General features: G+C 71.0%; 21 protein-coding genes. 8 read left to right on the forward strand and 13 right to left on the reverse strand.

Annotation, left to right across the window (positions count from 1 at the left end; translation table 11 throughout):
• The first annotated feature begins 133 nt into the window (after positions 1–133).
• A complete protein-coding gene (locus ACZ63J_RS45160; protein WP_465407046.1) occupies positions 134–3,757 on the forward strand; it encodes a BTAD domain-containing putative transcriptional regulator in 3,624 nt (1,207 codons plus the stop codon).
• Between the two features lie 136 nt (positions 3,758–3,893).
• On the opposite strand, the gene ACZ63J_RS45165 is transcribed toward ACZ63J_RS45160, so the two are convergent.
• From ACZ63J_RS45165 to ACZ63J_RS45185, 5 genes are read right to left on the reverse strand one after another with little or no spacing between them, the layout of a single operon-like run.
• Positions 3,894–5,264, reverse strand: a complete 1,371-nt coding sequence (locus ACZ63J_RS45165) for a GH1 family beta-glucosidase (protein WP_465407044.1) — start codon at positions 5,262–5,264, stop codon at positions 3,894–3,896.
• The gene (locus tag ACZ63J_RS45170; protein ID WP_465407042.1) at positions 5,261–6,085 is read right to left on the reverse strand and encodes a carbohydrate ABC transporter permease; all 825 of its coding nucleotides are present in this window, start codon (positions 6,083–6,085) and stop codon (positions 5,261–5,263) included. Before ACZ63J_RS45170 ends, ACZ63J_RS45165 begins: the two co-directional genes overlap by 4 nt.
• Positions 6,082–6,987, reverse strand: a complete 906-nt coding sequence (locus tag ACZ63J_RS45175; RefSeq protein ID WP_465302590.1) for a carbohydrate ABC transporter permease — start codon at positions 6,985–6,987, stop codon at positions 6,082–6,084. The genes ACZ63J_RS45170 and ACZ63J_RS45175 overlap by 4 nt, the downstream gene beginning before the upstream one ends.
• Before the next feature lie 7 nt (positions 6,988–6,994).
• Positions 6,995–8,251 (reverse strand): extracellular solute-binding protein, encoded by a 1,257-nt coding sequence (locus tag ACZ63J_RS45180; RefSeq protein ID WP_465407040.1) that lies wholly within the window; start codon positions 8,249–8,251, stop codon positions 6,995–6,997.
• 15 nt (positions 8,252–8,266) lie between these two features.
• A complete protein-coding gene (locus ACZ63J_RS45185) occupies positions 8,267–8,845 on the reverse strand; it encodes a helix-turn-helix transcriptional regulator (RefSeq protein WP_465302586.1) in 579 nt (192 codons plus the stop codon).
• Between the two features lie 152 nt (positions 8,846–8,997).
• Between ACZ63J_RS45185 and ACZ63J_RS45190 the strand changes: the two genes are divergently transcribed.
• Genes ACZ63J_RS45190 through ACZ63J_RS45200 form a run of 3 tightly spaced genes read left to right on the forward strand, consistent with a single transcriptional unit; the run spans position 8,998 to position 11,551 of the window.
• The gene (locus ACZ63J_RS45190; RefSeq protein ID WP_465341552.1) at positions 8,998–10,182 is read left to right on the forward strand and encodes a glycoside hydrolase family 3 N-terminal domain-containing protein; all 1,185 of its coding nucleotides are present in this window, start codon (positions 8,998–9,000) and stop codon (positions 10,180–10,182) included.
• Between the two features lie 46 nt (positions 10,183–10,228).
• Positions 10,229–11,098 carry an oxidoreductase gene (locus ACZ63J_RS45195; protein ID WP_465407038.1) on the forward strand — a complete coding sequence of 290 codons (870 nt, stop codon included), beginning with the start codon at positions 10,229–10,231 and terminating at the stop codon, positions 11,096–11,098.
• Between the two features lie 45 nt (positions 11,099–11,143).
• Positions 11,144–11,551 (forward strand): type III secretion system chaperone family protein, encoded by a 408-nt coding sequence (locus ACZ63J_RS45200; protein WP_465302580.1) that lies wholly within the window; start codon positions 11,144–11,146, stop codon positions 11,549–11,551.
• On the opposite strand, the gene ACZ63J_RS45205 is transcribed toward ACZ63J_RS45200, so the two are convergent.
• A complete protein-coding gene (locus ACZ63J_RS45205) occupies positions 11,529–12,833 on the reverse strand; it encodes an MFS transporter (protein WP_465407036.1) in 1,305 nt (434 codons plus the stop codon). The two genes, ACZ63J_RS45200 and ACZ63J_RS45205, sit on opposite strands and share 23 nt — an antisense overlap.
• Positions 12,834–12,942: 109 nt before the next feature.
• Here ACZ63J_RS45205 and ACZ63J_RS45210 point away from each other — a divergent pair, with 109 nt between their 5' ends.
• Complete coding sequence (locus ACZ63J_RS45210) at positions 12,943–13,890, forward strand: Lrp/AsnC family transcriptional regulator (RefSeq protein WP_465407034.1); 948 nt, start codon at positions 12,943–12,945, stop codon at positions 13,888–13,890.
• A 17-nt stretch (positions 13,891–13,907) separates the two neighbouring features.
• On the opposite strand, the gene ACZ63J_RS45215 is transcribed toward ACZ63J_RS45210, so the two are convergent.
• Positions 13,908–14,084: a zf-HC2 domain-containing protein gene (locus ACZ63J_RS45215; RefSeq protein ID WP_465407032.1), complete on the reverse strand. Its 177-nt coding sequence runs from the start codon at positions 14,082–14,084 to the stop codon at positions 13,908–13,910.
• Between the two features lie 313 nt (positions 14,085–14,397).
• Here ACZ63J_RS45215 and ACZ63J_RS45220 point away from each other — a divergent pair, with 313 nt between their 5' ends.
• From ACZ63J_RS45220 to ACZ63J_RS45230, 3 genes are all read left to right on the forward strand, one after another.
• Positions 14,398–14,643 (forward strand): hypothetical protein, encoded by a 246-nt coding sequence (locus ACZ63J_RS45220; protein WP_465407030.1) that lies wholly within the window; start codon positions 14,398–14,400, stop codon positions 14,641–14,643.
• A 185-nt stretch (positions 14,644–14,828) separates the two neighbouring features.
• The gene (locus tag ACZ63J_RS45225) at positions 14,829–17,441 is read left to right on the forward strand and encodes a DUF3376 domain-containing protein (protein WP_465407028.1); all 2,613 of its coding nucleotides are present in this window, start codon (positions 14,829–14,831) and stop codon (positions 17,439–17,441) included.
• A 417-nt stretch (positions 17,442–17,858) separates the two neighbouring features.
• Positions 17,859–18,878 (forward strand): chitinase, encoded by a 1,020-nt coding sequence (locus tag ACZ63J_RS45230; RefSeq protein WP_465407073.1) that lies wholly within the window; start codon positions 17,859–17,861, stop codon positions 18,876–18,878.
• Between the two features lie 55 nt (positions 18,879–18,933).
• Here the strand turns inward: ACZ63J_RS45230 and ACZ63J_RS45235 are convergent, their stop codons facing one another.
• The 6 genes from ACZ63J_RS45235 to ACZ63J_RS45260 all read right to left on the reverse strand — a co-directional run bounded on the left by ACZ63J_RS45235 (position 18,934) and on the right by ACZ63J_RS45260 (position 25,812).
• On the reverse strand, positions 18,934–19,680 hold the full coding sequence (locus tag ACZ63J_RS45235) for a thioesterase II family protein (protein ID WP_465407026.1): 747 nt from the start codon (positions 19,678–19,680) through the stop codon (positions 18,934–18,936).
• A gap of 105 nt (positions 19,681–19,785) precedes the next feature.
• Positions 19,786–20,628 carry a dioxygenase family protein gene (locus ACZ63J_RS45240; protein WP_465407024.1) on the reverse strand — a complete coding sequence of 281 codons (843 nt, stop codon included), beginning with the start codon at positions 20,626–20,628 and terminating at the stop codon, positions 19,786–19,788.
• Positions 20,629–20,705: 77 nt separating this feature from the next.
• Positions 20,706–21,587, reverse strand: a complete 882-nt coding sequence (locus ACZ63J_RS45245; RefSeq protein WP_465407022.1) for a helix-turn-helix transcriptional regulator — start codon at positions 21,585–21,587, stop codon at positions 20,706–20,708.
• A gap of 147 nt (positions 21,588–21,734) precedes the next feature.
• Positions 21,735–22,883: a thioester domain-containing protein gene (locus ACZ63J_RS45250; protein WP_465407020.1), complete on the reverse strand. Its 1,149-nt coding sequence runs from the start codon at positions 22,881–22,883 to the stop codon at positions 21,735–21,737.
• Positions 22,884–23,088: 205 nt separating this feature from the next.
• Complete coding sequence (locus ACZ63J_RS45255) at positions 23,089–24,411, reverse strand: MFS transporter (RefSeq protein WP_465407018.1); 1,323 nt, start codon at positions 24,409–24,411, stop codon at positions 23,089–23,091.
• Positions 24,412–24,531: 120 nt separating this feature from the next.
• On the reverse strand, positions 24,532–25,812 hold the full coding sequence (locus tag ACZ63J_RS45260) for a helix-turn-helix domain-containing protein (RefSeq protein WP_465407016.1): 1,281 nt from the start codon (positions 25,810–25,812) through the stop codon (positions 24,532–24,534).
• Positions 25,813–26,856: the final 1,044 nt, after the last annotated feature.

Consider the following 26,856-nt stretch of genomic DNA (forward strand, 5'->3'; position numbering starts at 1 on the left):
CCCGCACTTCAGGTACCTCTTGCCACGACAGTAAGCTCGCCGGTGAAGTCGGCACCGAGAGATGTCCGCCGGGGTCCTGGGGGCCCGCCCTGGCGGGGGTCTGGGGCACGCGCCCCAGAGGGAACGGAACGACATGCCAGGGGATGCGGACACCGGTCTGCGGGTGGGCGTGCTCGGCCCGCTGCGGGCCTGGCGCGGGACGGCCGAAATCGGCCTGGGCCCCGCGCGTCAGCGCGCCATCTTCGCCGTGCTCGCGGTCAACGCCGGCCGGCCGGTGCCGCGGGCCGAGCTGATCGCCGGGGTCTGGGGCGACTCCGCGCCCGCGAGTGTCGAAGGCAGCGTCCACACCTACGTTTCGGGGCTGCGGCGCGCGCTGGAGCCGGACCGCTCACGCTGGTCGGCCGCGAGTGTCCTCCTGTCGGACCCCGCCGGGTACTCGCTGCTGCTCGAAGACGACGCCCTCGACGCCGCCGTGTTCGAGCGGCACCGCGACGCCGCGCAGCGCCGGCTCGACGGAGGTGACCCGCGCGCCGCGGTCACCGAGCTCGACGCCGCCCTCGCCCTCTGGCAGGGTGAAGCGCTTTCCGGGGTGCCCGGCGAGTTCGCCGAGCGACACCGCGAATACCTCGCTGAGCTGCGGCTGAACACCCTGGAACGGCGGGCCGAGGCGCTGCTCGCGCTCGGCGGCCACCTCGACCTCGCGCCCGAGCTCGCGGTGCTGGCCGGGGAGCACCCGCTGCGGGAGCCGCTGCGCGAGTCGCTCATGCTCGCCCTCTACCGCAGCGGGCGGCACGCCGACGCCCTCGACGTCTTCCGCGACGCCCGCACCACGCTGATCAACGAGCTCGGGGTTGAGCCCGGCCCGGCACTGCAACGGCTGCAGCAGCAGATCCTCGCCCAGGACCCGGCCCTCGACGCTCCCACCGCGCCGGTGGTCGTCACCGGGCACCGGCTCTTCGGCCGGGAAGCCGAGACGACTCGGCTCGCCGAGCTCGTCACCGACGTCCGGGCCGGGCGCGGCCGGGCCGTGTGGATCGAAGGCGAGGCCGGGATCGGCAAGTCCGAGCTGCTCACCAGCTCGCTGCCGGACGCCCCCGGCGTCCAGCGGCTCTGGGCGGCCGCGGACGAGCTGAGCACGCGGTTCCCGCTGCAGGTCATGCTGGAGTGCCTGGCGATCGACGCGCATTCGCCCGACCCGCGGCGCGCGCGGCTGGCGAAGGAGCTCGCGGGTGAAGGCCCGGTGCGGCGCAGCTGGGGGCCGGCCGACCCGGTGCTCGGCGCCGTCGACCGGATCCTGGCCTTGGTCGACGAGCTGTGCGCGCACTCGCCGCAGGTGCTGGTGATCGACGACCTGCAGTGGGCGGACGAGGCGTCCGTGCTGGTCTGGCACCGGCTCTGCGCGGCGACCCGGCAGCTGCCGCTGCTGCTGGTGGCCGCGACCCGGCCGGCGCCCGACCGCGCCGAGCTCGCCCAGCTGCGCCGCGGGGTCCTGGCGCGCGACGGCGTGGTCCTCGACCTCGCGCCGCTGACCGGCGCGGACGTCGGGCGGCTGATCGAAGACCAGATCGGGTCGCCGCCCGGGCCGGGGCTGCGGGAGCTGGCCGCGCGTGGTGCGGGAAACCCGTTGTACGTCAAGGAGATGGTCGACGTCCTGCTGCGCGCCGGCGCGGTCGAGGTCAGCGGCGGCGAGGCCGACGTCGACGACCCGGAGGAGTTCGAGGCGCCGAGCTCGCTGGTCGCGGCGGTCGACCGGCGGCTCGACTTCCTGCCCGCCGGAACGCAGGAAGTGCTGCGCTGGGGCGCGCTGCTGGGGATGGAGTTCGCCGTCGGGGACATCGCCGCGGTGCTCGGCACCCGGCCGTCGGACCTGCTGGAGCCGCTGGAAGAAGCCGTCGCGGCGAACGTCCTGATCGACACCGGGACCCAGCTCGCCTTCCGCCATCCCCTGCTGCGGCAAGCGCTTTACGACCGGCTGCTGGCCGGGACGCGGGCGGCGCTGCACCGGCAGGCGGCCGAGGCGCTCGCCCGGATCGGCGCGCCGGTGAAGCGCGTCGCCGAGCAGCTGGTGGCGGCCCCGGCGACGGTGGACGAGTGGGTGCTGGACTGGCTCGCGGCGCACCACGCGGCCGTGTCGAACCGGGCGCCGCTGATCGCCGTCGAACTGCTCGAACGCGCGCTGGCCGCGGGTGTCGACGCCCGCCGTGAAGTCCTGCTCGTCGCGCTGGTGAAGGTGCTGTTCCGGCTGGAACGCAACCCGGAAACCCTGGCGCAGCAAGCACTCGAGGTCGCCACCGACCCGGACGCCGTCGAGGAGATGCGGCACGTCCTCGCGGCGTTGCGGCACCGGCGTGGGGACACCGAAAGCGCGGTCGCCACGCTCGGCGCGTCGGCCGACGACCCGGCCGTGCCGGAGCTGTGGCGGGTGCGGCACCGGCAGCTGCTGGCGAACTTCCGCCGCGGTGATCTGTCCGATTTGGACACTGCGGAGAAGGCGGCGCGGGAGACGAAGGCGCAGGCGGGCGGCGACCGGTACCTGACCGCGCACGCGCTGCAGACGTTGTGGCTGGTCGATTCCGTGCGGCGTGAGCACGACAGCGCGCTCACCCACGTCGACGCCGCGATCGAGGCCGTCGGTGACGAGCACGAGCTGGCCGACCTGCACCTCGACCTGCTCGACAACCGCGTCTTCACGCTGCAGAACCTCGACCGCCTCGCCGAGGCCGGCGACGCGCTGCGCATGGCGGGCGAGGTCGCGGCGCGGCACTCGATGCCGGTCGGGCTGCAGGTGTCCGTGGCGGTGCACCGGTACTGGGAGGGGCGCTGGGACGAGGCACTGGTCGAGCTGGACACCGTCACCGAGGACGGCCCGGCGATCACGTTCTACGGCCTGCGCGAACCCGGCCCGGCGGCGCTGCTGCTGCACGGTGTCGCGGCGCTGATCGCGGGCCGCCGTGACGACCGCGCGCAGGCCGCGGCCCACCTCGACGCGGCCGAGGAGTACGCCCCGGCGACCGGCGCCGAGCGGGAGAGCTTCGACTTCCTGCTGGTCGCCGACGCCCTCGCCGCCGAGCAGCGCGGCGACCGGGCCCGCGCGATGGCCGTGCTCGAGCCGATCCTGAACCCGACGTACGCGCAGATGATGCTGCGGCACCAGTGGCTGCCGACGTTCGTCCGGCTGGCGATGGAGCAGGACGACGTCGAGCGGGCCCGGCGCGCGCTCGACGTCTGCGAGGAGGAGGCGGCGAAGGAACGCCGTCCGGCGCGGGCGCACGCGGCGGTGTCGTGGTGCCGCGGGCTGATCGAGGACGACCCGTCGGCGGTGCTCGCGACGGCCGAGCACTTCCGCGCGGTCGGCCGCCGCCCGGAACTGGCGGCGGCCCTGGAGGACGCGGCCGAACTGCTGGCCCGCGCGGGCCGCCTGGACGCGGCGCAGGCGGCGTTCGAGGAGGCGGCGGAGCTGTACACGGCGTTGTCGGCCCGCTGGGACCTGCGCCGGGCAGAGACGCGCCTGCGCCGCCTGGGCGTCCGCCGCGGCGCGCTGTTCTCGCCGATCCGCCCCGGCCACGGCTGGGAATCGCTGACCCCGATCGAGGTCCGGATCGCGAGTCTGGTCGCGGAAGGCCGGTCGAACCCGGACATCGCGGCGGAGCTGTCCCTGCCGCGCCGCACGGTGCAGGCGCACGTGGCGAGGTTGCTCGGGAAGCTGGAAACCCCGTCCCGGTCGGGTGTTGCCGACGCCTTCCGCCAACGCTCCTGACCCGTGTCGACCCTTCAATCACGCGTGTCGACCCTCTGATCACGCGTGTCGACCCTTGGCGCACCGGGCCGGTGTGCCGGAATGGTCGACACGCGTGATTGAGGGGTCGACACGCGTGATTGGGGAGTCGACACGGTTAGTCGGGGAGGGCGTTGGCCTTCGCGACGCGGCCGAGGAACCGGCCGGAGTCCTTGACCGTCCGGACCTGGGTCTCGAAGTCGACGTGGACCAGGCCGAAGCGTTGCGAATACCCCATCGCCCACTCGAAGTTGTCCAGCAGGGACCACGCCAGGTAGCCGCGGACGTCCACCCCCGCGCGGATCGCGTTGTGCACCGCTCGGACGTGCGTCTCCAGGTACCGCACCCGGTCGGGGTCCGCGACCCGGCCGTCGACGACCTCGTCCACGAACGACGCGCCGTTCTCCGCCACCACCAGCGGCAGCCCGCCGGACCGCGTCGAGATCCACTCCAGCAGCGACGTCAGCACCGCGGGCGCCTGCTCCCAGCCGAACGCCGTCACCGGGCCGACCGCCGGGAGCACGTCGAGACCGCGCAGCCCCGGCAGCGGGCAGTTGCTCGGCCCCAGCGGATCCGCCAGCGGCGTGACCCGCGCGGGCGCGTAGTAGTTCACGCCCAGCCAGTCGATCGCCGCCGCGATGATGTCCGTGTCGCCGTCGCGGACCGCCGCCGCGAACCGGCCGCCGTGGTGAAGGACGTCCGCCATGACGTCGTCCGGGTAGCCGCGGCCCAGCACCGGGTCCAGGAAGAACCGGTTGTGGATGCCGTCGAACTTCCGGGCCGCTTCCAGGTGCTCCGGCGACGACCCGTCGGGGATGGCCGGGGCGAAGTTCAGCGCGAGGGAGAACTCGTGGCCCGGCCGCGCCTGCTCGGTCAGCGCGCGTGTCGCCAGGCCGTGGCCCAGCAGCAGGTGGTGCGCCGCGACCAGCGCCGTGTCGTAGTCCTGGACGCCCGGCGCGTGCACCCCGCTGCCGTACCCGAGGAACGCCGCGCAGAACGGCTCGTTGACCGTCGTCCACTGGTCGACGCGGTCGCCCAGCGCGTCGTGCACCACCGCCGCGTAGTCCGCGAACCGCGATGCCGTGTCGCGGGCCGGCCAGCCGCCCGCGTCCTCCAGCGCCTGGGGCAGGTCCCAGTGGTACAGCGTCAGCACCGGCACGACTTCGCGGCTGAGCAGCTCGTCGACCAGCCGGTCGTAGAACGCCAGGCCCTGGGCCGACGTCGTCCGCCCGTCCGGCATCACCCGCGGCCACGCCACGGAAAACCGGTACGCGCCGAGGCCCAGGTCGGCCAGCAGGCCGACGTCCTCGGGGTAGCGGTGGTAGTGGTCGCAGGCGACTTCGCCGGACGCGCCTTCGAGCACCTTGCCCTCGGTGGCCGAGAAGGTGTCCCAGATGGACGGTCCTCGGCCGCCCGCTCTCACGGCGCCCTCGACCTGGTACGACGCGGTCGCCGCGCCCCACAGGAAGCCGGCCGGAAACTCGGTCATACTGGCGCCCCTTTCAGGATCCCCCGGACGATGTAGCGGCCCAGCACCAGGAACAGCGCGATGACGGGCAGGACGCCCACCGTCGCGCCGGTGAGCATGAGCGCGTAGTCGGTGTAGTACCCGCTGGCCAGCTGCGAAAGCGCGACCTGCACGGTCGGCGTCTCGTTGGGGTCGAGGACCACCAGCGGCCAGAAGTAGTCGTTCCACGTGGCCATGAACGTGAGCATCGCGAGCACCGCGGCGTGCGGGCGCAACGCGGGCACCGCGACGTGCCAGTAGGTGCGCAGGATGCCGCAGCCGTCGACGGTCGCGGCGTCGACGAGGTCCGCGCTGATCGCGTTTTCGCAGGCCTGCCGCATCCAGAACACGCTGAACGCGCTGACCAGCGCCGGCACGATCACCGCTTCGAGCCGCCCGTACCAGCCGAGGTCGCCGATCACGAGGTAGAGCGGGATGACGCCGAGCTGCGCCGGCACCATCGCCGAGCCGACGACCAGCAGGAACAGCGTGTTGCGCCCCGGGAACCGCAGCCGCGCGAACGCGAACCCGGCCAGGCTCGCCAGCACGACGTTGGACACCATGACCGTGCCCGCGACGAGCAGCGAGTTGCCGATGGCGAGCCAGAAGTCGACGGTGTCGAAGACCCGCCGCACGTTCTCCACCAGGTGCCCGCCCGGCAGCAGCAGCGGCGACGTCTCCCCGATCGCCGAGTTGTCCCTTGTTGACACCACGAACGACCAGTACAGCGGGAAGACCGACGCGCCGAGCACGCCGGTCAGCACGGCGTACACCCACCCGCCCGGGCGCCGCCGGGCTCTCACGCCGACCTCACGAACCGGCGCACCAGCCGGTAGTTGACCAGCGCGAACAGCGCGCAGATCACGAACATCACCCAGGTCAGCGCGGCCGCGTAGCCGGCGTCGAAGTGCGTGAAGCCCTTCTCGTACAGGTACATCACGAGCGTCTGGAACTGGCGGTCGTTGCCGCCGGTCCCGCCCGACCCGCCGGCGTCGAACAGCGACGGCTCGGCGAACAGCTGCAGGCCGTTGACCGTGCCGGCGATCGCGGTGAAGGCCAGCGACGGCCGGATGCCCGGGATGGTGATCGACCAGAACGTCCGCCACCGCGACGCGCCGTCGAGCTCGGCGGCCTCGTACAGCTCGCCGGGCACGGCCTGCATCGCGGCCAGGTAGATCAGCGCGTTGTACCCGGTCCAGCGCCAGAGCACCATGGACGCCACCGCGAGGTGCGACGACCAGGTCGTGGCCTGCCAGTTGACCGGCGCCACGCCGAACCAGCCGAGGACTTCGTTGACCACGCCGTAGTCCTTGCTGAACAGCTGGCCGAACACGAGCCCGATCGCGACGACCGACACGACGTTCGGCAGCAGGATCCCGGTGCGCCACCAGGTCGCCGCGCGCAGCGGCCGGTCGAGCAGCGCCGCGATGCCCAGCGCCAGCAGGAACTCCGGGACGGCGGCGAGCAGGAAGATGCCGACGGTGTTGGCGAGCGCGTTGTAGAACCGCGGGTCGGCCAGCAGGTCGCCGTAGTTCGCCAGGCCGAGCCAGCCCTGGTCGCCGTCGAGGACGTTCCAGTCGTGCAGCGAAACCCAGATCGTGTACAGCAGCGGGAAGGCGCCGAAGACGACGAACAGGCCGAAGAAGGGCGCGATGAGCAGCAGCGGCGTGATCCTGCGGTCGAAACGGCCGAGCCGGTGCTGCACGCGGGCGCTACTTCAGGACGGCTTGCGCCTGCTGAACGGCGTCCGCCCAGGCGTGGTCGACACTCTTGTCCGTCTTGTCCTCGATCCGGCCGAGGGCCCGCCCGAACTCCGGCCGGACGTCGGCGTCCCGCAGGCCGCGGTAGTTCGGCCGCAGCTTGTCGGCCGAGGCGGCGAAGATCCGTCCGATCGGCGCGTCCCCGAAGTACGGGTCGGTGTGCGCGACGACCTGCGGGTCTTCGTAGACCGACGGCTCGCTGGGCAGGATGCCGTCGGAGAGGAAGAGCTTCTTCTGCTGTTCCGGCGCGGTCAGCCAGCGCGCGAGCTCGTACGCCTCCTTCGGGTGCTGGCCCTGCTTCGGCACGGTCAGGAACGAGCCGCCCTGGTTGCCGCTGCTGCCGGGCACGGTGGTGACGTCCCACTTGCCCTTGTTGGCGTCCCCGCCGGCTTCCTTGATCTGGCTGAGCATCCACGCGGGACAGGCGACGGTGGCGAACGAACCCTGCTTGATCGCCACGTTCCAGGCCTGGGTGAAGGTGGTCGCGGCCGCCGTCTGCCCCTTGGCCGCGATGCCGCCGGACAGGAAGAAGGCGTTGCGCACGCTCGGGTTGCGGTCGGCGATGAACGAGTCGTCCCGCTGCGCGAAGTAGTTCTCGGGCGACTGGTTGAGCATCGCCGTGTAGACGGTGCCCGCGGAGTCGGCGAACTTGACGCCCGGTGTCTTCTGCGTGAACCGGTCGGCGGCGGCCGCGTAGGCGTTCCAGTCGGGCATCAGCTTCGCGACGTCGTCACGGTTCGTCGGCAGGCCGGCGGCCGCGAACAGGTCACGCCGGTAGCAGAGGGCGAGGCTGCCCATGTCGGTGCCGAGGCCGACCACGAAGCCGCCGTCGGTCCCCTGCGTCCACTTCCACGCCGACCACTGGTTTTCGAGGTCGCGGGCGCCGTACTGGGCGAGGTCGACGAACTTGTCCTTCGCCTTCCGGTACTGCGGGATGTACTGCTCTTCGATCGCGACGACGTCGGCGGCGCCGTGCCCGGTGGCGAGCTGCGTCGCGAGTCCCTTGTGGTGGGTGTCGAAGTCGGTGACCCGGTTCTGCACCGTGATGTCCGGGTGCAGTCTCTCGTATTCGGCGATCAGCGGCGCGTACCCGAACTCGCCGAAGGTCGCGATGGTGAGCGTCGTCTTGCCACCGGCGTCACTCGGGCTGCAGGCGGCGAGCAGGACCAGCGCGGCGGCCGCGGTGGCCGCCCGGGTGATCGTTCGCACAGGCGTGAGCTTCCCTCAGATCACACCGGCTCGCACGGCGTAGGCGACCGCGTGCGGCCGGTTGCGCAGGTTGAGCCGGTTGGTCATGGCGTAGATGACATTCTTCACGGTGCGCTCCGAGTAGCAGAGCTTGCCCGCGATCTCGGCAGTGTCCCAGCCTTCGGCCATCAGGCGAAGCACATCCACCTCGCGCGGCGTCAGAGCCGCGCCGACGCCGTCGTGGGCCAGGGCCTCGACCTGGTCGCGCAGGGACGTCGTCCGGCCGCGCGCGGCGGCGAGGACGCTGTCGGTGAGCCGGTCGAGCGCGGTGCGCGGCAGGACGGCGGAAACGTGGCAGTCGGCGAGCAGGGGCAGGTGCGAAGGGTCGACGTGCCCGGCGACCAGCACGATCGCGGCGGGCGACTCGGCGGCGGCGGCCCGCAGCGCGGTGACCACCTCGCGGTCGACCTGGCCGACGGCGAACACGAGCACGGCCGCCTCGCCGCGGCGGGCCCGCGGCACGACCAGCAGCTCCGGGCGGGACTTCAGGTGGTTGATCAGCCCGGTGAGCGCGATCGGATCCGACGCCCACGCCGCCACTCGCACCTGGTCCATCGAACCCTCCCTGCCCACTGTCCGTGTTCTGGTGACGCCAGTCTGCTGAGGGTGGCTTCACGAATTCTCTAGCCGGGGTGGAGCCATTCTTCACGCCGTGAAGTCAGGCCGTCGACTACCGTCGTGGCGAACGCCGACGAGTGAAGGGACCGATGAACCGCCGTCGTCTGGCCGCCCTGGGGGTGGCGTTGTGCATCGTGACCGGGTGTCTGCTGGTCGCAGGCCTGCAACCGCGGATCGTGTCCGGGCTGGCGCTGCCCCGGCCCTCGGTGCTTTCCGCTCCCGTCCCTTCGGCCGCGCCGCCGCCGGCTTCCCCCGCGCCGTCTTCGAGCCTGGCCCGGCCCGGCGACTGCGCGTCGCTGGTCACCGGCCTCGACGTCCGTGCCCAGGTCGCCCAGCTGGTGGTGGTCGGGGTTTCCGGGGACAACCCGGCCGCCACGGTGTCCATGGTGCGCGACAACCAGGTCGGCGGGATCTTCATCGGCGGTAACGCAACAGCGTTGTTGAAAGACCGGTCCCTGGACGCGGTCCAGGGCGTGGCCCACCTGCCGGTCGCGGTTTCGGTCGACGAAGAGGGCGGCCGGGTCCAGCGCATCGACGACCTCGACGGCGACATCCCCTCCGCGCGCGAGATGGCCGCGACGAAGTCCCCCGCCGAAGTCCGCAAGCTCGCCGCCGACCGCGGCCGGCAGCTGCGCGCCCGCGGCGTCACGGTGGACTTCGCGCCGGACACCGACGTCACGAACGCGCCGGACGACGACGTGATCGGCGACCGCTCCTTCAGCCCCGACCCGCTCACCGTGAAGACGTACGCGACGGCGTTCGCGGAAGGCCTGCGCGACGCCGGGATCCAGCCGGTGCTCAAGCACTTCCCCGGCCACGGCCACGGCTCGGGCGACTCCCACAAGGGCACGGTCGTCACCCCGCCGCTCGCGAAGCTGCGCACGGTCGACCTGGTGCCGTACCAGGATCTCGCCGCCTACGGCCCGGTCGCCGTCATGGTCGGCCACCTCGACGTGCCGGACTTGACGAACGGCGTCCCGGCGTCACTTTCGCCGCCCGCCTACCAGTTGCTGCGCGGCGACTTCGGCTTCACCGGGCCGGTCGTGACCGACGACCTCGGCGCGATGAAGGCGATCACGGCGCAGTATCCGCTGCCCGACGCGGTGCTGAAGGCCCTGCAGGCCGGCGCGGACCAGGCGCTGTGGTCGTCCGGCGGCCGTGTCGACGAGGTGCTGAACCGGCTGGTGAAGGCCGTGCAGTCCGGGGAGCTGCCGAAGGACCGGGTGCAGGAGTCGGTGACACGCGTGCTGCGCGGCAAGGGCGTCTGCGGCTGAGTACCTAGACTCTTCCTCGGGCATCGGCGTCTATCCGAGGAGTGGCATGGCGAACCTGGGCGGCACCTTCAGCCTCGGCGGCGAAGTTCCTGTGACCCGAATGGGTTACGGCGCCATGCAGCTCGCGGGGCCCGGCGTGTGGGGGCCGCCGCGGGACCACGGCAAAGCCGTCGCCGTGCTGCGCGAGGCCGTCGAGAGCGGCGTCACGCACCTCGACACCAGCGACTACTACGGCCCGCACACGGTGAACGCCGTGATCAAGGAAGCGCTCCACCCGTACCCGGAGTCGCTGACGATCGTCACGAAGGTCGGCGCGCGGCGCAGCGAGGACAAGGGCTGGCCGCCCGCGCTGTCGGCCGAGGACCTCACCCAGGCGGTGCACGACAACCTGCGCAACCTCGGCGTCGACACGCTCGACGTCGTCAACCTGCGGCTGAGCGACAGCACCGGCGGTTATCCCGCGGCGATGTCGCTCGCCGAACCCTTCGGGGTGCTCGCCGAACTGCGGGAGCGGGGGCTGATCCGGCAGCTGGGCGTCAGCCACGTGACGGCCGAGCAGCTGGACGAGGCGAAGGCGATCGCGCCGGTCGTGTGCGTCCAGAACCAGTACAACCTGGCGCACCGCGAGAACGACGACCTCGTCGACAAGTGCGCTGCCGAAGGGATCGCCTTCGTGCCGTACTTCCCGCTCGGCGGCTTCAGCCCGCTGCAGTCCGGGCTGCTCGACGACTGCGCCGCGCGGGTCGGGGCGACGCCGATGCAGGTCGCGCTCGCGTGGCTGCTCCAGCGGTCGCCGTCGATGCTGCTGATCCCCGGCACGTCCTCGCCGGAGCACCTGCGCGAGAACCTCGCCGCGGCTTCCCTGGAGCTACCCGCCGACGTTCTCGCCGATCTCGACCGGATCGGCACCGACTGATCGCTACGCTGAGCGCGCAAGCAGGCACGAGGACGGAGGAAAAGCGTGGCGGAGTGGGGCGATCTGGTCGCTTACATCAGGCAGGGCTACCGGGTGGTGCGCGACGACCCCGACGAGATCCGCATCCGGCTGGTCTTCGGCGACGACCCCGACACCGAGCAGCGGGCCCAGATCATGGTGATCGCCCACGAGATCCTCGACCAGCAGGAGGACTGGGTCCAGATCGCGACGCCGTTCGCCCGCCACGACGAGGTCGACCTCCTGTCGGTGCTGACCGAAGTCGGCGAGTCGACGGTCGTGGGCGGGCTCGCGGTGATGGGCGACCACCTCGTGCTGCGCCACTCGCTGCCGCTGATCCACCTCGACATCAACGAGTTCATCGACCCGCTCGAGCTGGTGGCGGGCGCGGCCGAGCTGCTGGAGCAGCAGTTCACCGGGCGCGACGACTACTGAGGGGAACCACGGCGATGGAGGCGGCCACGGTCAGCCCGGCGGCAACGCCGAACGCCGCGGTCGCCGTTCCGGTCCTCAGGTAGAGCCCGCCGAGGAGGGCGACCCCGACCGTGCCGCCGAGCTGCTGCACGGCGTTGAGCAGCCCGGCGGCCGAACCGGTCTCGTGCGGGCGGACGCGGTGCAGGGCCGCGGTGAAGAACGGCACCGTGAACGTCCCCATCCCGAGCCCGCAGAGCGCCAGCGCGGGCCTCACCCCGGCGGCGACGGCCAGGATCCCGGTCAGCAGCAGCGCGAGCCCGGCGAACATCACGCGCGGGCCGAACTTCGGCACCAGGCGCGTCCCGGCGAACCACGACGCCACGGCGAGCCCGGCCGAGAGCGGCAGGAGCGTCAGGCCCGCGGTGCGGACGTCGGCTCCCTCGCCGAGCTGCAGCTGCATCGGGACGACCTGCATCAGGCCGGTCATCACCGCGAAGAACAGCAGCGACCCGGCGAGCGCCGCCGGGAACCCGCGGTGGGCGAACAGGCTCGGCTCGACGAGCGGCGCGGCCGTGCGGCGCTGCTGGAGCCCGAACGCCCCCAGCAGCGCGGCGCCGGCCGCGAGCAGCGGCCAGGACGTCCCGCCCGGGGTGATGAGCGGGTACACGAGCAGCCCGGTCCCCGCGACGACGAGCGCGGTGCCGACGACGTCGAGCCGCGGCCGTGTGGTGGCCTTGTCCTCGTGCAGGAGCCGCGCGCCGAGCAGCACCGCGAGCCCGAGCGGGACGTTCACCAGGAAGACCGCGCGCCACGACACGGCCTGCGTCAGCAGTCCGCCCAGCAGCGGGCCGGTGACGGCGGACAGGCCCATCACCGGGCCGATCGTGCCCAGTGCCTTCGCCAGCTCGGCGCCGTCGAAGAGCGCGCGGATGAGGCCGATGGTCTGCGGGATGACCAGCGCGGCCGCCGCGCCCTGCACCGCGCGCGCCCCGATCAGCACGCCCGCCGCGGGCGCGGCCGCGCAGACCAGCGACGCGAGCACAAAGCCGGCGACCCCGAGCTTGAACACCCTGGCCCGGCCGAAGACGTCGCCGAGGCGTCCGCCGGTGATCAGGAAGATCGCGAACGGCAGGGTGTAGGCCGCGCTGAACCACGGGATGTCGGCGGCCGGTCCGGGCAGGCCGGCGTGGATCACCGGCCCGGCGACCTGCACGATCGTCGCGTCGAGGAGGTTCATGGCCTCGGCGGTGAGCAGGACGGCCAGCGCGGCCCAGCGGTGGCGGTGCAGCGTGGTGGTCGGCAAGAGGTGCCCCCTTTCGTCGGCACCGAGAGTGGCTTCGGTTCGCTCACCGGTTCCAGCTTTTGCGCTTCGGTTGCTGATTTCTTCCACGTTCTTGGCTTGAATGAGGGATATGACCGAGCTGGACGACGTCGACCGCGCGCTGATCCACGCGCTGCACGTCGACGGCCGGGCGCCGTTCACGAAGATCGGCGAGGTTCTCGACGTCTCGACGCAGACGGTGGCTCGGCGCTATCGCCGTCTTCGCGCCGAAGCGTCGCTTCGCGTGGTCGGCCTGCCCGATCCGCAGCGCGCGGGGCAGGCCGAATGGCTGGTCCGGCTCACCGCGACCCCGTACACCGCGCAGGACCTCGCCCGGGCGCTCGCGCGCCGCGCGGACACGGCGTGGATCAAGCTGATGTCCGGCGGCACCGAGATCTGCGTGAACGTCCACACCCCGGCGTCGAGTGACCATTCCCTGCTGCTGCGCGACATCCCGCGCACGACGAGCGTCACGGCGGTGTCGGCGCACCAGCTGCTGCACCGCTACTTCGGCGGCCCGCAGGCGTGGCTGGGCCGCGCGAACTCCCTCTCCGCGGCGCAGGTGGCGGCGTTGACCCCGGTGTTCACCGGCGAGGGCAAGCCGCTGACCAGCGACGACGACGCGTTGCTGGCGGCGCTGCAGCGAGACGGCCGCGCGGGGCTGGCCGAGCTGGCGACGGCCACCGGCTGGTCGGCGGCGACGGTCGCGCGCCGGGTGGACGGGTTGCGGGCCGGCGGGACGGTGTTCTTCGACCTCGAGGTGGACACGGGCCGGCTGGGGGCCACGACGCAGGCGCTGCTGTGGATGTCGGTGGCTCCGGCGCACCTCGACGACGTCGCGCGGACGCTGGCGACCCATCCGGAGCTGGCGATCGTCGCGGCGACCACCGGACCGGCCAACCTGATGGCGCACGCGCTGTGCGCGGACGCGGCGGCGTTGCACCGCTATCTGACCCAGCGGCTCGGCGCGCTGGAGGCGATCCGGACGCTGGAGACGGCGCCGGTGCTGCGGACGATCAAGGCGGCGGCTTCCCGCTGAGCCGTCCGGGGCCGGTCCTAAGTGGACTTGGGCGCGGCCAGGTGGTCGAGCAGCCGGCGGACGCCTTCGAACTCCCGGACCTCCTGGCGGCAGTCCGGGCACGCGGCGAGGTGCCGCTCCACCCGCGCCGCCTCGGCGGCGTCGAGCAACCCCAGGCTGTAGGCGCCGAGGTCGGTCCGGTCGTACCGGCCCATGGGTCGTGTCTCCGTTCCGCGTCCCCGCCGGGGAACACCCGCACTACCGGACGTCTCCAGAGTCCTGGCGCGTACGCGCCTTCGGCGAGGTTCCCCCGTTTTCCACCCGATCGGCCGACAACTTCGGCCGGCGAACAGCCCATGTGAGTGACAGGACGTCGTCACGGATTTCACCCGCCCGACCACGGAAAGTCTTCTCGGCACAAACTTCGCCGTTTCGCCGTCATGGCTCGCGGGCTCGCTCGTCGGACCTGCGTCGGGCCGGGATTTCCCGGCCTCGACCTGGCAGAAGGCGACCGAAACGAGGAGAGCGATGACCGTACGGAGCCACCGGGCGGACGACGTCGTCAACGAGGTCGGGGTGTGGCTGGCCGGGGAGTTCGCCGGGCGGCTCCCCGTCGCGGAGATCGACCGCGTGGTCCGGGTGACGCGGATCGACCTCGAAGAGAGCATCGCCCCGGAGGAGCTCGGCGAGATGCTCCACCGGCTGGGCCGCGCCCGCCTGCAGCGGATCCTGCAGGTCGCGCCGGCGAGGATCCGGATCCCGCAGGCGCGCTGAGCCGCGGAGGAGCAGGCGAGCGGCGCGGACCACCGCCGCGCCCGCCCGCCGGTCCGGGCGCCGCGACGGGACAACGCAGTCCTGCGACCCCGGACCGAAAAGTAGCTCAGCCGTTACGCGGAAAAGTCTAACAAACCCGAGCCGACCGACGCCTCTACCTGTAAACCCGACGGGGAGAGGCGAAAATGAATCACGGAGAAATCGAGCAACGAATCGCGCTGGTCTTGAACGGCGGAGTCAGTCTCGCCGTTTGGATGGCAGGTGTCGTCTACGAAATCGACCTGCTTCGACGCGCTTCCGCGGCGGCGGGCGCGCTCGACGACCCGGACGGCGCGATCATGCGGTACTGGCGAGAACTGTGCAACCCGCCCGACGGTACCAAGCGAAGAATCGTCGTCGACGTGATCGCCGGCACGAGCGCGGGCGGCTTGAACGGCACTCTTCTCGCGACCGCGATCGCCCGTGGCGGGAGCTTGAACCCCACCGGTGACGAGCAGCCTTGGCTCAGCCGCATGTGGGTCGACCAGGCATCTCTCACCGCGGACACGCTGCTGTCGAAAGACCACGGCCCAGCGGCACTGCTCAGCGGCAAGTACTTCACCGACGTGATCGACGGGGCTCTCAACGATCTGTCCACCGGGACACCCGGCGCCCCCGTCTCGCTCTTCGTAACGGCGACGGCAATGGACCCGATCCAGCAGAACTACACCGACGGCTACGGCGGGGAGGTCAGCGTCCCCGACCACCGAAGGATGTACCTGTTCGAAAAGGGAAACGACCGGCTGCGCTACGACCCGCCGACGACGTGGGCCGGTCACGACGCCGGTACCTACTTCTCCGAAGTAGAGGTGGACGACTTTGCCGAAGGCAATGCGGAGGCGCTGAAGCTCGCGACCCGAGGTTCCGCTTCCTTCCCGGTGGCATTTCCGGCGGTGCAGGAAAACGACGCGTTGAACAAGGCCCAACAACTGCCACCACGCGAGAACGGATGCCGCCGCTGGCTGGTCGACGGCGGAATCCTCGACAACGCCCCGTTCGGACCGGTCCTGGAGGCCATCGCGGCGAGACCGTTGACCGGCGACACACAGCGGACGTTGATCTACGTCGTACCGTCCGACGGCAGGCGCAAACCACCTCCTCAGATCGCTCCGGACGGGCCGAACTGGCGAGAGGTCGCGCTCGCCGGGCTCTCGTATCCCCGCGAAGTCGACTTCCGCGCCGACATCGAGCAGCTGGAGGTCCTGCTTCGCGAGTGCGAAGCGGTCTGGTCCGACGCCGATCAGCTGTTCGCGACGCTGCTGGACGACCCGGAGCAACGACGCCGGCACACTGCGGCGGCCGAGAACATCGTCTCCACCTACCGGCGTGCACGAGCAGCGGGCGGAATCAGGGAAGCACGGCTGATCACGGACATCAGACGCGGATCCTTCGACTCGCTCAGCGCACCGCAATCCCTGAGCGCCCATCCGGCGCTTTCGTCCGAAGACGTCGAAGGGATCCTGGCGACCACCCCGACCTGGCTCCCCGATGTCAGGGCGTTGGAGCAGCGCACCCCGTCCGGACCGTGGCAGTGGGGACTCTCCGCAGCTCACAACGCGGTGCGCCTCATCCTGCAACGACTGCGCGACCAGCTGATCGACGCCCCGGAAGGCAGCCCGCTGGTCAGTGCGGTCACGGCCGTCGACCTGAGCCTCCGCCGCATCGCGGCGGTGCGCGAACGCATCTTGACCGAGTTCTTCGCCTTCGAGCGCGAAGTAGTCCAGAGCCACACAAAACTGGCTCACGCGGTGAACGATGTCTTCCGCCGGTTCTTCGTACCCGACGTCCTGGAACGGCTGGTGCGGGACGCGGTGTCGATCGCCGCGCCACTCCTCGTCACCGATCCCGACGACCGGGCCGGGGACCCGGCGGCCGCGCTCCTCCAGACCGTGCTGGCCATCGAAGTGATCAACAAAGCGCTGCACGCCAGGCTGCCGGCACAGCGGCATGCTGCCTTCAACGTGCTCCGGCTCGGGCCGGACACGGCGGCACCGGTACTCGGACCGGCTCCCGGCATCCTGTCCGAAGCACTGGGAGGAGCAAAGCTCTACGGCACGCAAGCTGCTCATTTCGGAGCTTTCGGCCGCGACAACTGGCGACGCTGGGACTGGACCTGGGGGCGGCTCGACGCCGTGTCACACCTGGGCCGGGTGATCGGACGCGACCTGGGGTGGCCGGAGCCGGAAATCGAGTACTGGATCGAAACGACGCAGGCAGTCGTCCTGGAGCGAGAGGGCCGAACCGTTCTCCAGATGCAGGACCGGCTCGAACGGGTGGCGAACCTGAGTCTTCCCGCGCTCCTTCGAAAGCTTCGAACCGACCCGGAGGGTCAGGAGACTCTGCAACTCCTGGCCGATCGCGCCATCGGCCTTGTCGATGCACTGGACCAGCCCGCGCTGGCAACCGCGGGAAAGTGGTTCACGGCTTTCGTCCAACGGCAGAATCCGGCCGAACTGCCCCGGACGCAGAAGGTCCTCCGATGGTTCACTCACCCGCTGCGCCGGTCGGCTTGGTTCTGGCTGACGCGATCAAGGGTCGCTGAACCACCTACTCCCTGGTACTGCTCCTGGAGCTTGCACATCGGGATCCTCTTCTTCTGCCTGTGCGCATGCGCACTCTCCGTGTGGGTGTTCGGAAATTTATTACTCACGGCAATCCTCGGGGCTCTGACCGGCGCCATGACGGTCAGCCTGACGGTTCTTGTGATGGTCTCGCGACTGAAGAACCGACTCGGAGACAAGATCCGCGTCAGAAGTTGAGTACCGGCGCGCGGCGGAGGGCGGCACTCCGCCCGCCGCGCCCGGGCGTCAGCACGCCAGGACAGGACAGCCACGAGACAGGTCTTCGGGCAGCAGCGGCTCCGCGACACCCGCGCGTGACTCCCCCGCGCAGAGCCCCAAACCCCCGACCCAGCACCGGTTTCCGACCCGCGCACCGCTCTCCCGGAACGCCGTGGCCGATCGCGCAGACCCGTTGCCCGGAACGCCCGGATTCTTGACTGGACTAGACCAATCTGCTCTAGTGACCCCTGTCACGTTCGTCCCGGCCGGATGAGCACACATCTTCGACACCGGACGCATCCCCCGTCCGGACTCTGTCGTGGCCGAAGGAGTGAGCGAGTCTTGAGAAGACGTCTTGTCGCGGTCCTGTCCGCTTTCGCGGCCGCTGCCGCATTGGTGCTCGGTGTTCCGGCGTTCTCGGACCAGGCCCCGCAGGCGGCCGCCGCCGCGTGCAGCGGGCCGAACTGGGTTGCCGGGCAGTGGTACGACGTGGGCGCGGTCGTCAAGTACACCAACGGCAGCTACTACCGCGCCAAGAACGCCAACCCGGGTTACGACCCGATCATCAGCACCTGGTACTGGGAGCCCTACAGCTGTGACGGCGGGGGCGGCGGCACCACCTGCAACGCGCCCAACTGGGTCGCCGGGCAGTGGTACGACGTCGGCGCCGTCGTGAAGTACACCAACGGTGGTTACTACCGCGCGAAGAACGCCAACCCGGGCTACGACCCCGTCATCAGCACCTGGTACTGGGAGCCCTACGACTGCGGCGGCGGCACGAACCCCGGCAACCCGGGCTCCTTCGTCGTCAGCGAAGCGCAGTTCAACCAGATCTTCCCCGGCCGCAACGGCTTCTACACCTACAGCGGCCTGACCGCGGCGCTCTCGGCCTACCCCGGCTTCGCGAACACCGGCAGTGACGCGGTGAAGAAGCAGGAAGCCGCCGCGTTCCTCGCGAACGTCAACCACGAGACCGGCGGGCTGGTCTACATCGTCGAGCAGAACACGGCGAACTACCCGCACTACTGCGACTGGAGCCAGTCCTACGGCTGCCCGGCCGGCCAGGCCGCCTACTACGGCCGTGGCCCGATCCAGCTGAGCTGGAACTTCAACTACAAGGCCGCCGGTGACGCGCTGGGCATCGACCTGCTCGGCAACCCCTGGCAGGTCGAGCAGAACGCGGCCGTCGCGTGGAAGACCGGCCTCTGGTACTGGAACACCCAGAGCGGCCCCGGCACCATGACCCCGCACAACGCGATGGTCAACGGCCGCGGCTTCGGCGAGACGATCCGCAGCATCAACGGCTCGATCGAGTGCAACGGCGGCAACCCCGCCCAGGTGCAGAGCCGCGTGGACAAGTACCGCCAGATCACGTCCATCCTCGGTGTCGACCCCGGCGCCAACCTCTACTGCTGAAGCGCTTGACACGAGCGGGGGTGCGCCGGATCGCGGCGCACCCCCGCCCGCTTGCTCAGCGGGCGAGGCGGTCGCCGATCAGCCGGGTCACCGCCGCCGCGTGCTCGTTGAGGTAGAAGTGCCCGCCCGGGTACGTCTTCAGCTCGAACCCACCCGACGTGCGCGCCGCCCACTGCTGGGCCTCCGCCTCGGTGACCTTCGGGTCGCGGTCGCCGATCAGCGCGACGACCGGGCAGCTCACGTCCGGGCCCGGGGTGTAGCGGTAGAGCTCCGCGGCCTTGTAGTCACCGCGGAGCGCGGGCAGCACCAGCCGGCGAAGCTCCTCGTCCTCCAGCACCTGCGTCGCGGTGCCGCTGAGCCGCTCGACCTCGGCGAGCAGCCCGGCGTCGTCCAGCTCGTGGACCCGTTCGTCGCGGGGCGCCGTGGGGGCGCGGCGCCCGGAGACGAACAGGTGGGACAACCGCGTGCCCCGCGCTTCGAGCCTTCGCGCGACCTCGAAGGCCAGGCTGGCGCCCATGCTGTGGCCGAAGAACGCGACCGGCCCGGTGAGCTCCGCGGCGAGCACGTCCGCCAGCCGGTCGGCCAGCACGACCAGGTCGTCCACCGGCGCTTCGGTGTGCCGGTCCTGACGGCCCGGGTACTGCAGGGCCAGCACCTCCACCGCGGGGGACAGCATCGCCGAAACCGGGTGGAAGTAGCTCGCCGATCCCCCCGCGTGCGGGAAGCACACGAGCCGCGCCGCGGCCGACGGCGCCGGGTGGAACCGCCGGATCCACGCCGCGGCTTCGAGGGAAACAGTCATGCCCTCGAATCTGGCAGGCCGCGGCGCCCGCGTCGACCCCTATCTCCCCCGCGAACCGGCCCGGGCGGGCCCCGGATGCGGACCGGGACCCGCCGCGCCGGTGGGTCAGCCCGCCCGCCACAACGCCGGGACGGCCGGGGGCTCCCAGCCCGGCTGGGCGGTGTGCCCCTGCAGGCAGACGTAACCCTGCCCGCCGTAGGTGACCCGGGCGCCGGCCGCGTAGGTGGTGCCCGCCGCCCAGGAGGTGCCGCCCGGCGGGGTGGACGTGGTGGGGGCGGTCGTGGGGGTCGTCGTCGACGTCGGCGGGGTCGAGGTGGGCGTCTGCGGCACGTTCAGCACGAAGTCGAAGGCGGCCTCCTTCGCGGAGCCGTTGTCCCGCACGGTCATCAGCAGCCGCGCGTCGAAGATCGTGTCGGTGTTGTTGCGCGGCTCGTTGGGGAAGTACAGCTGCGTGGTCAGGATCGGGCGGCCGGGCGCCTGCACCTTGACGTGGATGTGCCGCGTGCGGCCCGGGTAGAGGCCCGGGACGATCGTCGACAGCGTGAACGCGCCCTGGGCGTTGGTGTACTGGTGGCCGCGGAAGGTGTAGCCGGTGTTGTCGTAGGCGCCGTTGACGTCCGCCTGCCAGAAGTCCAGCAGCGCGCGGTTCACCGGCAGGCAGGCGCGCCCGAAGACGTACCCCGTCACGGTCAGCCGGGTGCCCTGGGTGCCGGGGGTGACGAGGTTGGTCCGTTCCGGCGAGTTCGGCTTGAAGTACGGGCCTTCGGTCTGCTCGATCGTGGGCTCGTCGCCGTCGTGGCACGCCGGGGTCAGCTCCGGGGCGCTGCCGCCGGCGACGGTGGTGCGCGCCAGCGCCGGGCCGCCGATCAGCGCGACGGGTGCGGCGACACCCGCGGCGAGCGCGGCCTTCAGCACCGTTTTGCGGCTGAGCTTGCTCTCTTCGTCCATGCCTGCTCCTCGTGGGGGCGTCGGGAATCCCCTCGAACGTAGGCAGCGCGCCGGGCGGCGACGATGGACTGGACCGGTCAGTCGTGGTGCTTATCCCCGCCGCGCCGGAAGTCACCCGGGCTCAGCCCGGTCTCCCGGCGGAAGAACCGGCAGAAGTAGGCCGGGTCGGCGAACCCGACGCGGCTCGCGACCTGCCGCACGGTGAGGTCCGTCCGCAGCAGGAACCGCTGGGCTTCCCGGGTCCGCGCCTCGCGCAGCAGCTGCGCGGCGGTGCGGCCGGTCGCGGTCTTCACGGCCTCGGTGAGGTGGCCGGGGGTGACGCCGATGCGGTCGGCGTGCGCGCGCACCGACCAGAGGCCGAGGTCGGGACGGGCGGCGAGCCGGGCGAACTCCGTCGCCACGGCCCCGGCCGGCGTCGGCGGCGGCGCCCCGGCCAGCCGTCCCACGCGCGCGAGGAGGACGTGCACCAGGGCCCGCAGCACCGACTCGTCACCGTGGCGCTGTTCCTCCTCGAGGTCGGCGATCAGCCGTGAGACGTCGGCGTCGGCGCGGTCGCCGAGCTCGAGCCACGGCCGTTCGCTCAGCCGCCGCAGCAGTTCGCGGTCGGCCGGGTGGTCGAGGAGGAAGTCGTCGGTGAACACCACGACGTGCCCGGTCAGGCCGCGCACCCCGGCCCACTGGTGGACCTGCCCCGACACGACGACCCCGAAGTGCGGCGGCCGCAGCGGCCAGCGCGCGAGGTCGACGACGTGCGTGCCGGTGCCGCCGGTGACGTGCACGAGCTCGTGGAAGGTGTGCCGGTGCGGGAACTCCGCGCGTGACAGCGGTCCGATGGTTTCGAAGGTCCCGACAGCGATGGGCGGCGCGTGCGGCGCCGGCACCTCCAGCCGGTGCATCGGCAGCTCCCCCGGCCGCGGCCGGGCGCAGGGGGTGCCGGGCGGAACGGTGGTGCCGCGCATGGTCTGGTCCCTTCGCCGCTCGGCGGAAAAGTCTAGACCAATCTGGGCGCGTTTCGCCGCTTTTGCCCCGATGATCGCAATCCGATCGTCGGGTACCAAAACGGGGCCGGTCCACTGTGGACCGGCCCCGTTCGTCGAGAGTCTTGCTTACGCGCGGCTGCGACGCCGGTTCAGCAGCAGCATCAGCGCGCCGCCGCCCAGCAGCAGGCCGCCGACGGTGAACGGAACCGCCGCGTCGACACCGGTGTTGGCGAGGTCGCCACCGCCGCCCTGGTTGCCGGCCGGGGTGGTCGGCGCGGGGGTGGTGCTCGGCGCGGCGCCGGCCTCGGACCACTTGGCGGCGGCCTTGGCCGTCACCGCGGTCTTCTCCGAGTCGGCGACGATCAGCGACTGAGCCGGCTGCTTCGCGTAGTTCTCGGCGACGAACAGGCGCCCGGTGTCCAGGTGCCCGCTGACCTTCAGCGAGAACGAGCCTTCGCCCGGCTTCGCGTCCTTCGGGACGTCGACGAACAGCTTGCTGCCGTCCTTGACGTCCGTGGCCTTCTGCTCCTTGCCGTTGGCGTCGGTGATCTTGACACCCTCGGGCAGCTCGCTGGTGAGCGAGGTGACGTCACCGGTGGTGGCGACGTCGAACGGGCCGATGCGGGTGCCCGCGGCGCCGTCGGTCTTCGGCGAGGCGATGTTCAGGGTCGGCTTCGGCTGCTGGCCGATCCCGGTGTTCTCGCTGCCGGTGAGGTAGTCGTACAGCGCGACGACGTCGGCGGCCGCCGAGGCGTCGCCTTCACCGAGCGGGTTGCCGTGGTCGAGGTTGATGCCGTCGCTGAAGTGCCAGACCGCGGCCTGCGTCGCGGAGATGGCCTCGCGGTCGCTCAGGCCGCCGTGCAGCTTGGCGCCCGCCTTGGCCAGCGTGCCGCCCAGCGCGTCCAGGTCGGCGCCCGGGTAACCGTGGTGCAGCACCCAGTTGATCTTGTCGCTGTTCTTGGTGAACGGCGACTTGGCGTCCGGGTACTTGTTCCACGGCCGCTCGACCATGTCGACGTCGTTGCGCATGCGGACCGTGATCTGCACGCAGTAGAGCTTGAGGGCGCTGCCGTCGGACAGCTTGAACCCGAACAGCTCGGTGGTCGCGCCACCGCCGCCTTCGAGGTTGACCTTGTAGCCGTAGGTGCCCTTGTCGCTGACCCGGCCACGCGCCGCGCCGTCGTCCGCGAGGGCCGACGGGGCACTGACCATGACTGCGGCGGCCGCGGCGAGCACCGCGATCCCGCCTCGCACGAAAGCTGACCTGACCTGCATAAATCTCCTATCCGAGCCCGAACCGCGACGGCAGTACCGCGTGAGATCACGAATCCCCGACCACAACGGCCACTGATTCGGGTGAGTGATCACCCGGTCAAGCGAGACCGGAGCTTACACGGACCCCACAAGGGCTACGCGCGGTGTCCCCGTTACCCGAATGAGTGGGCAGGACAGGGAAAACCGCCAGGAGAAAAGCCGCGGATCAGCGCGTCGGCGAGGTCTCCGCCGGCGGTGTGAGCGCTTCGACGGTGTCGTCGCCCGGGACCGCGATTTCCTTGACGTCGGCCAGGGACTGGTCGAGCACGGCCAGGGTCGAGCGGAAGAAACCCAGCGAGATCGCAAGAGCGGCCATCACGGCCGTGAGCACCAGGATGGCGCCCGGCGCGCCGAGACCGTCGGCGAGCAAACCGGCGCCGAGCGGGCCGGCCCATTGCAGGGCCTGCGATCCCAGCCGGGTCGCCGCGGTCACGCGGCCACTGTAGGAGTCGGGGACCATGCGGACCTCGTACGCCTCGAGGACCGAGTTCAACGGCACCGTCATGGTCATCGCGACCAGCAGGAAGGCGCCGATCTGCCACGGCGCGGGCAGCCACGCGATCGGCGCCAGCGCGACGACGAACACCCACAGCGCGCCGAACAGCACCCGCTTCGCGCGGAACCGCCGCAGCAGCAGGGAACTGGCGAACGCGCCGAGCACACCGCCGGCCAGCGCCATCGCGTTGACCACACCGACGACGGACGGCGAACCGCCCCGGTAGAGCACCAGCGCGACGAGCAGCAGCACGAACCCCTGCGTGACCGCGTTGAGCAGCGCGGTCCAGACGATGGTCAGCCGCAGGTAGGAATTCGTCCGGACCACTCGCCAGCCGGCCCGGAGCTCGGCGATGAAGTCCGCTCGCTGCGCGCCTTCCGCCGCGTCGGGCCCCAGTGGCTTGCGGATCAGGGCCGTGGCCGCGGCCACGATGACGAACGAAACCGCGTCGGCCAGGAACGGGACCCACCGGAAGAGCCCGAACAGCAGGCCGCTCAGCGGCGCCCCGACCAGCCGGGCCGCCATCGTGCTGCCGAGGCCGCGCGCGGTCGCTTCGCCGATCTGGTCGCGCGGGACGATGCGGCGCAGGGCGGGAGTCGTGGCCGCGTACTGCAACCCGGCCGCGAGCCCGCTGCCGAGCGCGGCGACGTCCAGGACGAGGATGGCGGGGTCTCCGGTGTAGACCAGCAAGGCCACCACGCCCAGCGCGACGGCCTGGACCAGCGGGCACACCAGCAGGATCGCCCGGCGCGAGACCCGGTCGGCGAGGGTGCCGCCGACGAGCATCGTCACGACGGCGCCGATCATGCTGGCCGCGCCGATGCTGCCGGCTTTCAGCGCCGAACCGGTCGAACTGAGCACCAGGAGCGGAAATGCCGTTGTCGACAAACTGGTGCCCAGCGCCGAAAGCGCACTGCCCAGCCACCAGATCCGGTAATCGCGATTTTTTCCCAGCGACGGCCGCTGGGCCGCCGGGTCTTCAACGCGCGCCATCGCCCCTGCTCTCCTGTGGCTCGTTCCAGCCGACCGTGGCAGACCGATGGTTCCCGATTCCGGGCCCGCGCGGCCCGGCAACCGACCGGCAAGGTGCTGCCGGTCGGTTGCCGGACCGGCTCAGGCCGAAACGGCGTTGACGTATTCGCGCATCAACTTGGGCACTTCGTACACGTATTGGCGATCACGCCGGACCTGGACCGCCGAAACGTCGACCAGCCCGGCCAGCACGCCGATCCCGTCCACGTCCGGTTTCCCGTTCGCGGAGATTGAATCCAGCGCGTCGTCGATCGAAAACGCCTCGGTGAATTGCGAAAGGCGCAGCAACACCCCGCGTTGCCGATTGTCGAGCAGGCCGAACGCCCACGCCATTCCCTGACGCAGGGAACGCTGGTGGGAAAGCCCGCCCAGCGAGTTCTGCTCCAGGATCGGCAGGATCGGGCCTTCCGCCAGCATCATCCGCAACGGCACCGAACGCATGCGGAAAGCGGCGATTTCGATGGCGAGCGGCAGCCCGCCCAGCCGCCGGCAGAGCTGCACGACGCTCGGCATGCTCTCGCTGAGATCCAGCGTCGGCAGGGCGGAGGCGACCCGCAGGCGGAACAGCTCCGCCGCGGCGGGGTAGCCCGCGGTGCCAGGCGGCAGCTCCACCGGGAGCGGCGCGACCTCCCAGACGTCCGCGGGCAGCGAGGCCGGCGCCTGCAGCGAGGTGATCAGGACGTGCAGGCCCGGGTACTGGTCCAGCAGCTGCCGGACCACCGGCATCACGGCGCCCAGCACCCGCTCGGCGTCGTCGATCACCAGGAGCATCCGCATTTCGTCGGTCTCGTGGCGATCCGCGGCGGAACCGGCCGGGAGCAGCGCGTCCAGCGCCCGGCAGATCTCGGCGACGGCGGCCCGCTCGTCCATGTTCGCCAGGCCGGGCGAACCGAGCTCGGCGACCGCCACCCCGTCGGGGAACCGGTCGATCAGCTGCGCGGCGGCGGCGAGCGCGAGCCGCGTCTTCCCGACCCCGACGGACCCGGTCAGGACCAGCGTCTTGCCCCGCCGGATCGTGGACACCACGTGCTGCAGATCGGCGCGCCGGCCCACCGTTACGTCCTGCTTCGGCCGCAGCCCGACCCATTTCGCGCCGTGCGGGACCACGCTGCAGTCCGGCCGCTGGTCGTTCTCCGAACAGAACGAACCGGCGGCGTTGCCGGAATGGCTGTTTTCGGTCGAGAAAAGTGCAGAATTCTGCGAAGGCGCCGCCGAACGCAACGCATCGAGAAGGAGGTCGACCGACGAACGGCGCGGATTCCTGATCGCGCCGGTTTCCAGATTTCTAATGGTGCGAACACTGACGTTGGACTGTTCGGCCAGTTTTTCCTGGCTCCAGCCGACCAGCTTTCTTCGCGCCACTAAAATGGCTCGAACTTGCCCGCTATCCACAATGCCCCCAGAGTGAATATTAAATTAAGTGAACGAGAATTCTTGAGCAACATAAGTTTTCTGCGAGGTTCCCCCACCGAGCCGCCGAGGCCCGATTTCGAATTCCTTCGGACCTTCATCAGTCAATGCCTACTCGCGAAAGCGAGCGTACCCACGGGTGGCAGCCGTGTCAAAGAGCGACGAGACGCGGGACGCGCCCGACGCCAGGTCACACGACCGGCCTACTCGATCCGATATGCGCCGCCGGATCCGATATGCACCCCGGCGAGCGGACGGCGGCCGGCCCATTCAGCCCGCGGAATCCACTCCGGGTGGGCCGATCCCGCCGTTTTCACCGGTTGCTGAAAAGGCTCCGGCCTGCGCGAACGAACGGAAACGGCTCTCGTGCCCGGCACCTTCCGCCGCCGGTTCTCCCCGGCGTGATGGGGAGAACCGGTGGCTTGGGTGCCTCGCGACGGGCGGTGGACCCCTTGGGCCACAGCGGTGACAGTGCCGGGGCCCGCATCAGCTCAGGTGAATGCCCTACGCGATTTGCTGGTCTGAATGGCTCATCGCGCGCCGACTGACTACTGCGACCGAGTGAAATGTGGGACATCTCGGCTTGGAACGCACTCTCTGGTGTCCGCGAATTCGGACAAATACCTTATTTCGACATATTCTGCGGGCGGGGATAACGCTTTCCGGGTGTGGTTCCTACTACAGAGTAGCCAAAAAGTGTGGGGTGCACTGAGTGAGGGAAGGTCGCGTTCAGCCTGATGGATGGGGCGAGACCGGCGTTCGGCGGACCGGGCTCGCCGGGATTGCTTGCCCTCGACGGGTCGGGATCCGGCAGCCGCCAGACCGCGCTCGCCTAGTGCCTGTACCGAAGTGGAGCCAGAGCTCTCGTGGCGCAGGCCACGTGGTCGTGGGGGGGGGGGGGGGGGGGGGGGAGGCCCACCAACCCCAAACCCCACCACAAAACCGGAGAAGGGGGTCGCGGGACCAAGTTCACCTGCCCCCCCCCTCCGGTTCCCC

This window comes from Amycolatopsis sp. NPDC104863, assembly GCF_055582965.1.

Coding starts and splice junctions, on each gene's coding strand:
- ACZ63J_RS45165 (WP_465407044.1), bottom strand. CDS start 5,264: ATGACCGAGTTTCCGGCCGGCTTCCTGTGGGGCGCGGCGACCGCGTCG.
- ACZ63J_RS45215 (WP_465407032.1), bottom strand. CDS start 14,084: ATGGGCCGGTACGACCGGACCGACCTCGGCGCCTACAGCCTGGGGTTG.
- ACZ63J_RS45245 (WP_465407022.1), bottom strand. CDS start 21,587: ATGCGCGGCACCACCGTTCCGCCCGGCACCCCCTGCGCCCGGCCGCGG.
- ACZ63J_RS45235 (WP_465407026.1), bottom strand. CDS start 19,680: ATGACTGTTTCCCTCGAAGCCGCGGCGTGGATCCGGCGGTTCCACCCG.
- ACZ63J_RS45195 (WP_465407038.1), top strand. CDS start 10,229: ATGGCGAACCTGGGCGGCACCTTCAGCCTCGGCGGCGAAGTTCCTGTG.
- ACZ63J_RS45240 (WP_465407024.1), bottom strand. CDS start 20,628: ATGGACGAAGAGAGCAAGCTCAGCCGCAAAACGGTGCTGAAGGCCGCG.
- ACZ63J_RS45190 (WP_465341552.1), top strand. CDS start 8,998: ATGAACCGCCGTCGTCTGGCCGCCCTGGGGGTGGCGTTGTGCATCGTG.
- ACZ63J_RS45160 (WP_465407046.1), top strand. CDS start 134: ATGCCAGGGGATGCGGACACCGGTCTGCGGGTGGGCGTGCTCGGCCCG.
- ACZ63J_RS45220 (WP_465407030.1), top strand. CDS start 14,398: ATGACCGTACGGAGCCACCGGGCGGACGACGTCGTCAACGAGGTCGGG.
- ACZ63J_RS45250 (WP_465407020.1), bottom strand. CDS start 22,883: ATGCAGGTCAGGTCAGCTTTCGTGCGAGGCGGGATCGCGGTGCTCGCC.
- ACZ63J_RS45255 (WP_465407018.1), bottom strand. CDS start 24,411: ATGGCGCGCGTTGAAGACCCGGCGGCCCAGCGGCCGTCGCTGGGAAAA.
- ACZ63J_RS45185 (WP_465302586.1), bottom strand. CDS start 8,845: ATGGACCAGGTGCGAGTGGCGGCGTGGGCGTCGGATCCGATCGCGCTC.
- ACZ63J_RS45210 (WP_465407034.1), top strand. CDS start 12,943: ATGACCGAGCTGGACGACGTCGACCGCGCGCTGATCCACGCGCTGCAC.
- ACZ63J_RS45225 (WP_465407028.1), top strand. CDS start 14,829: ATGAATCACGGAGAAATCGAGCAACGAATCGCGCTGGTCTTGAACGGC.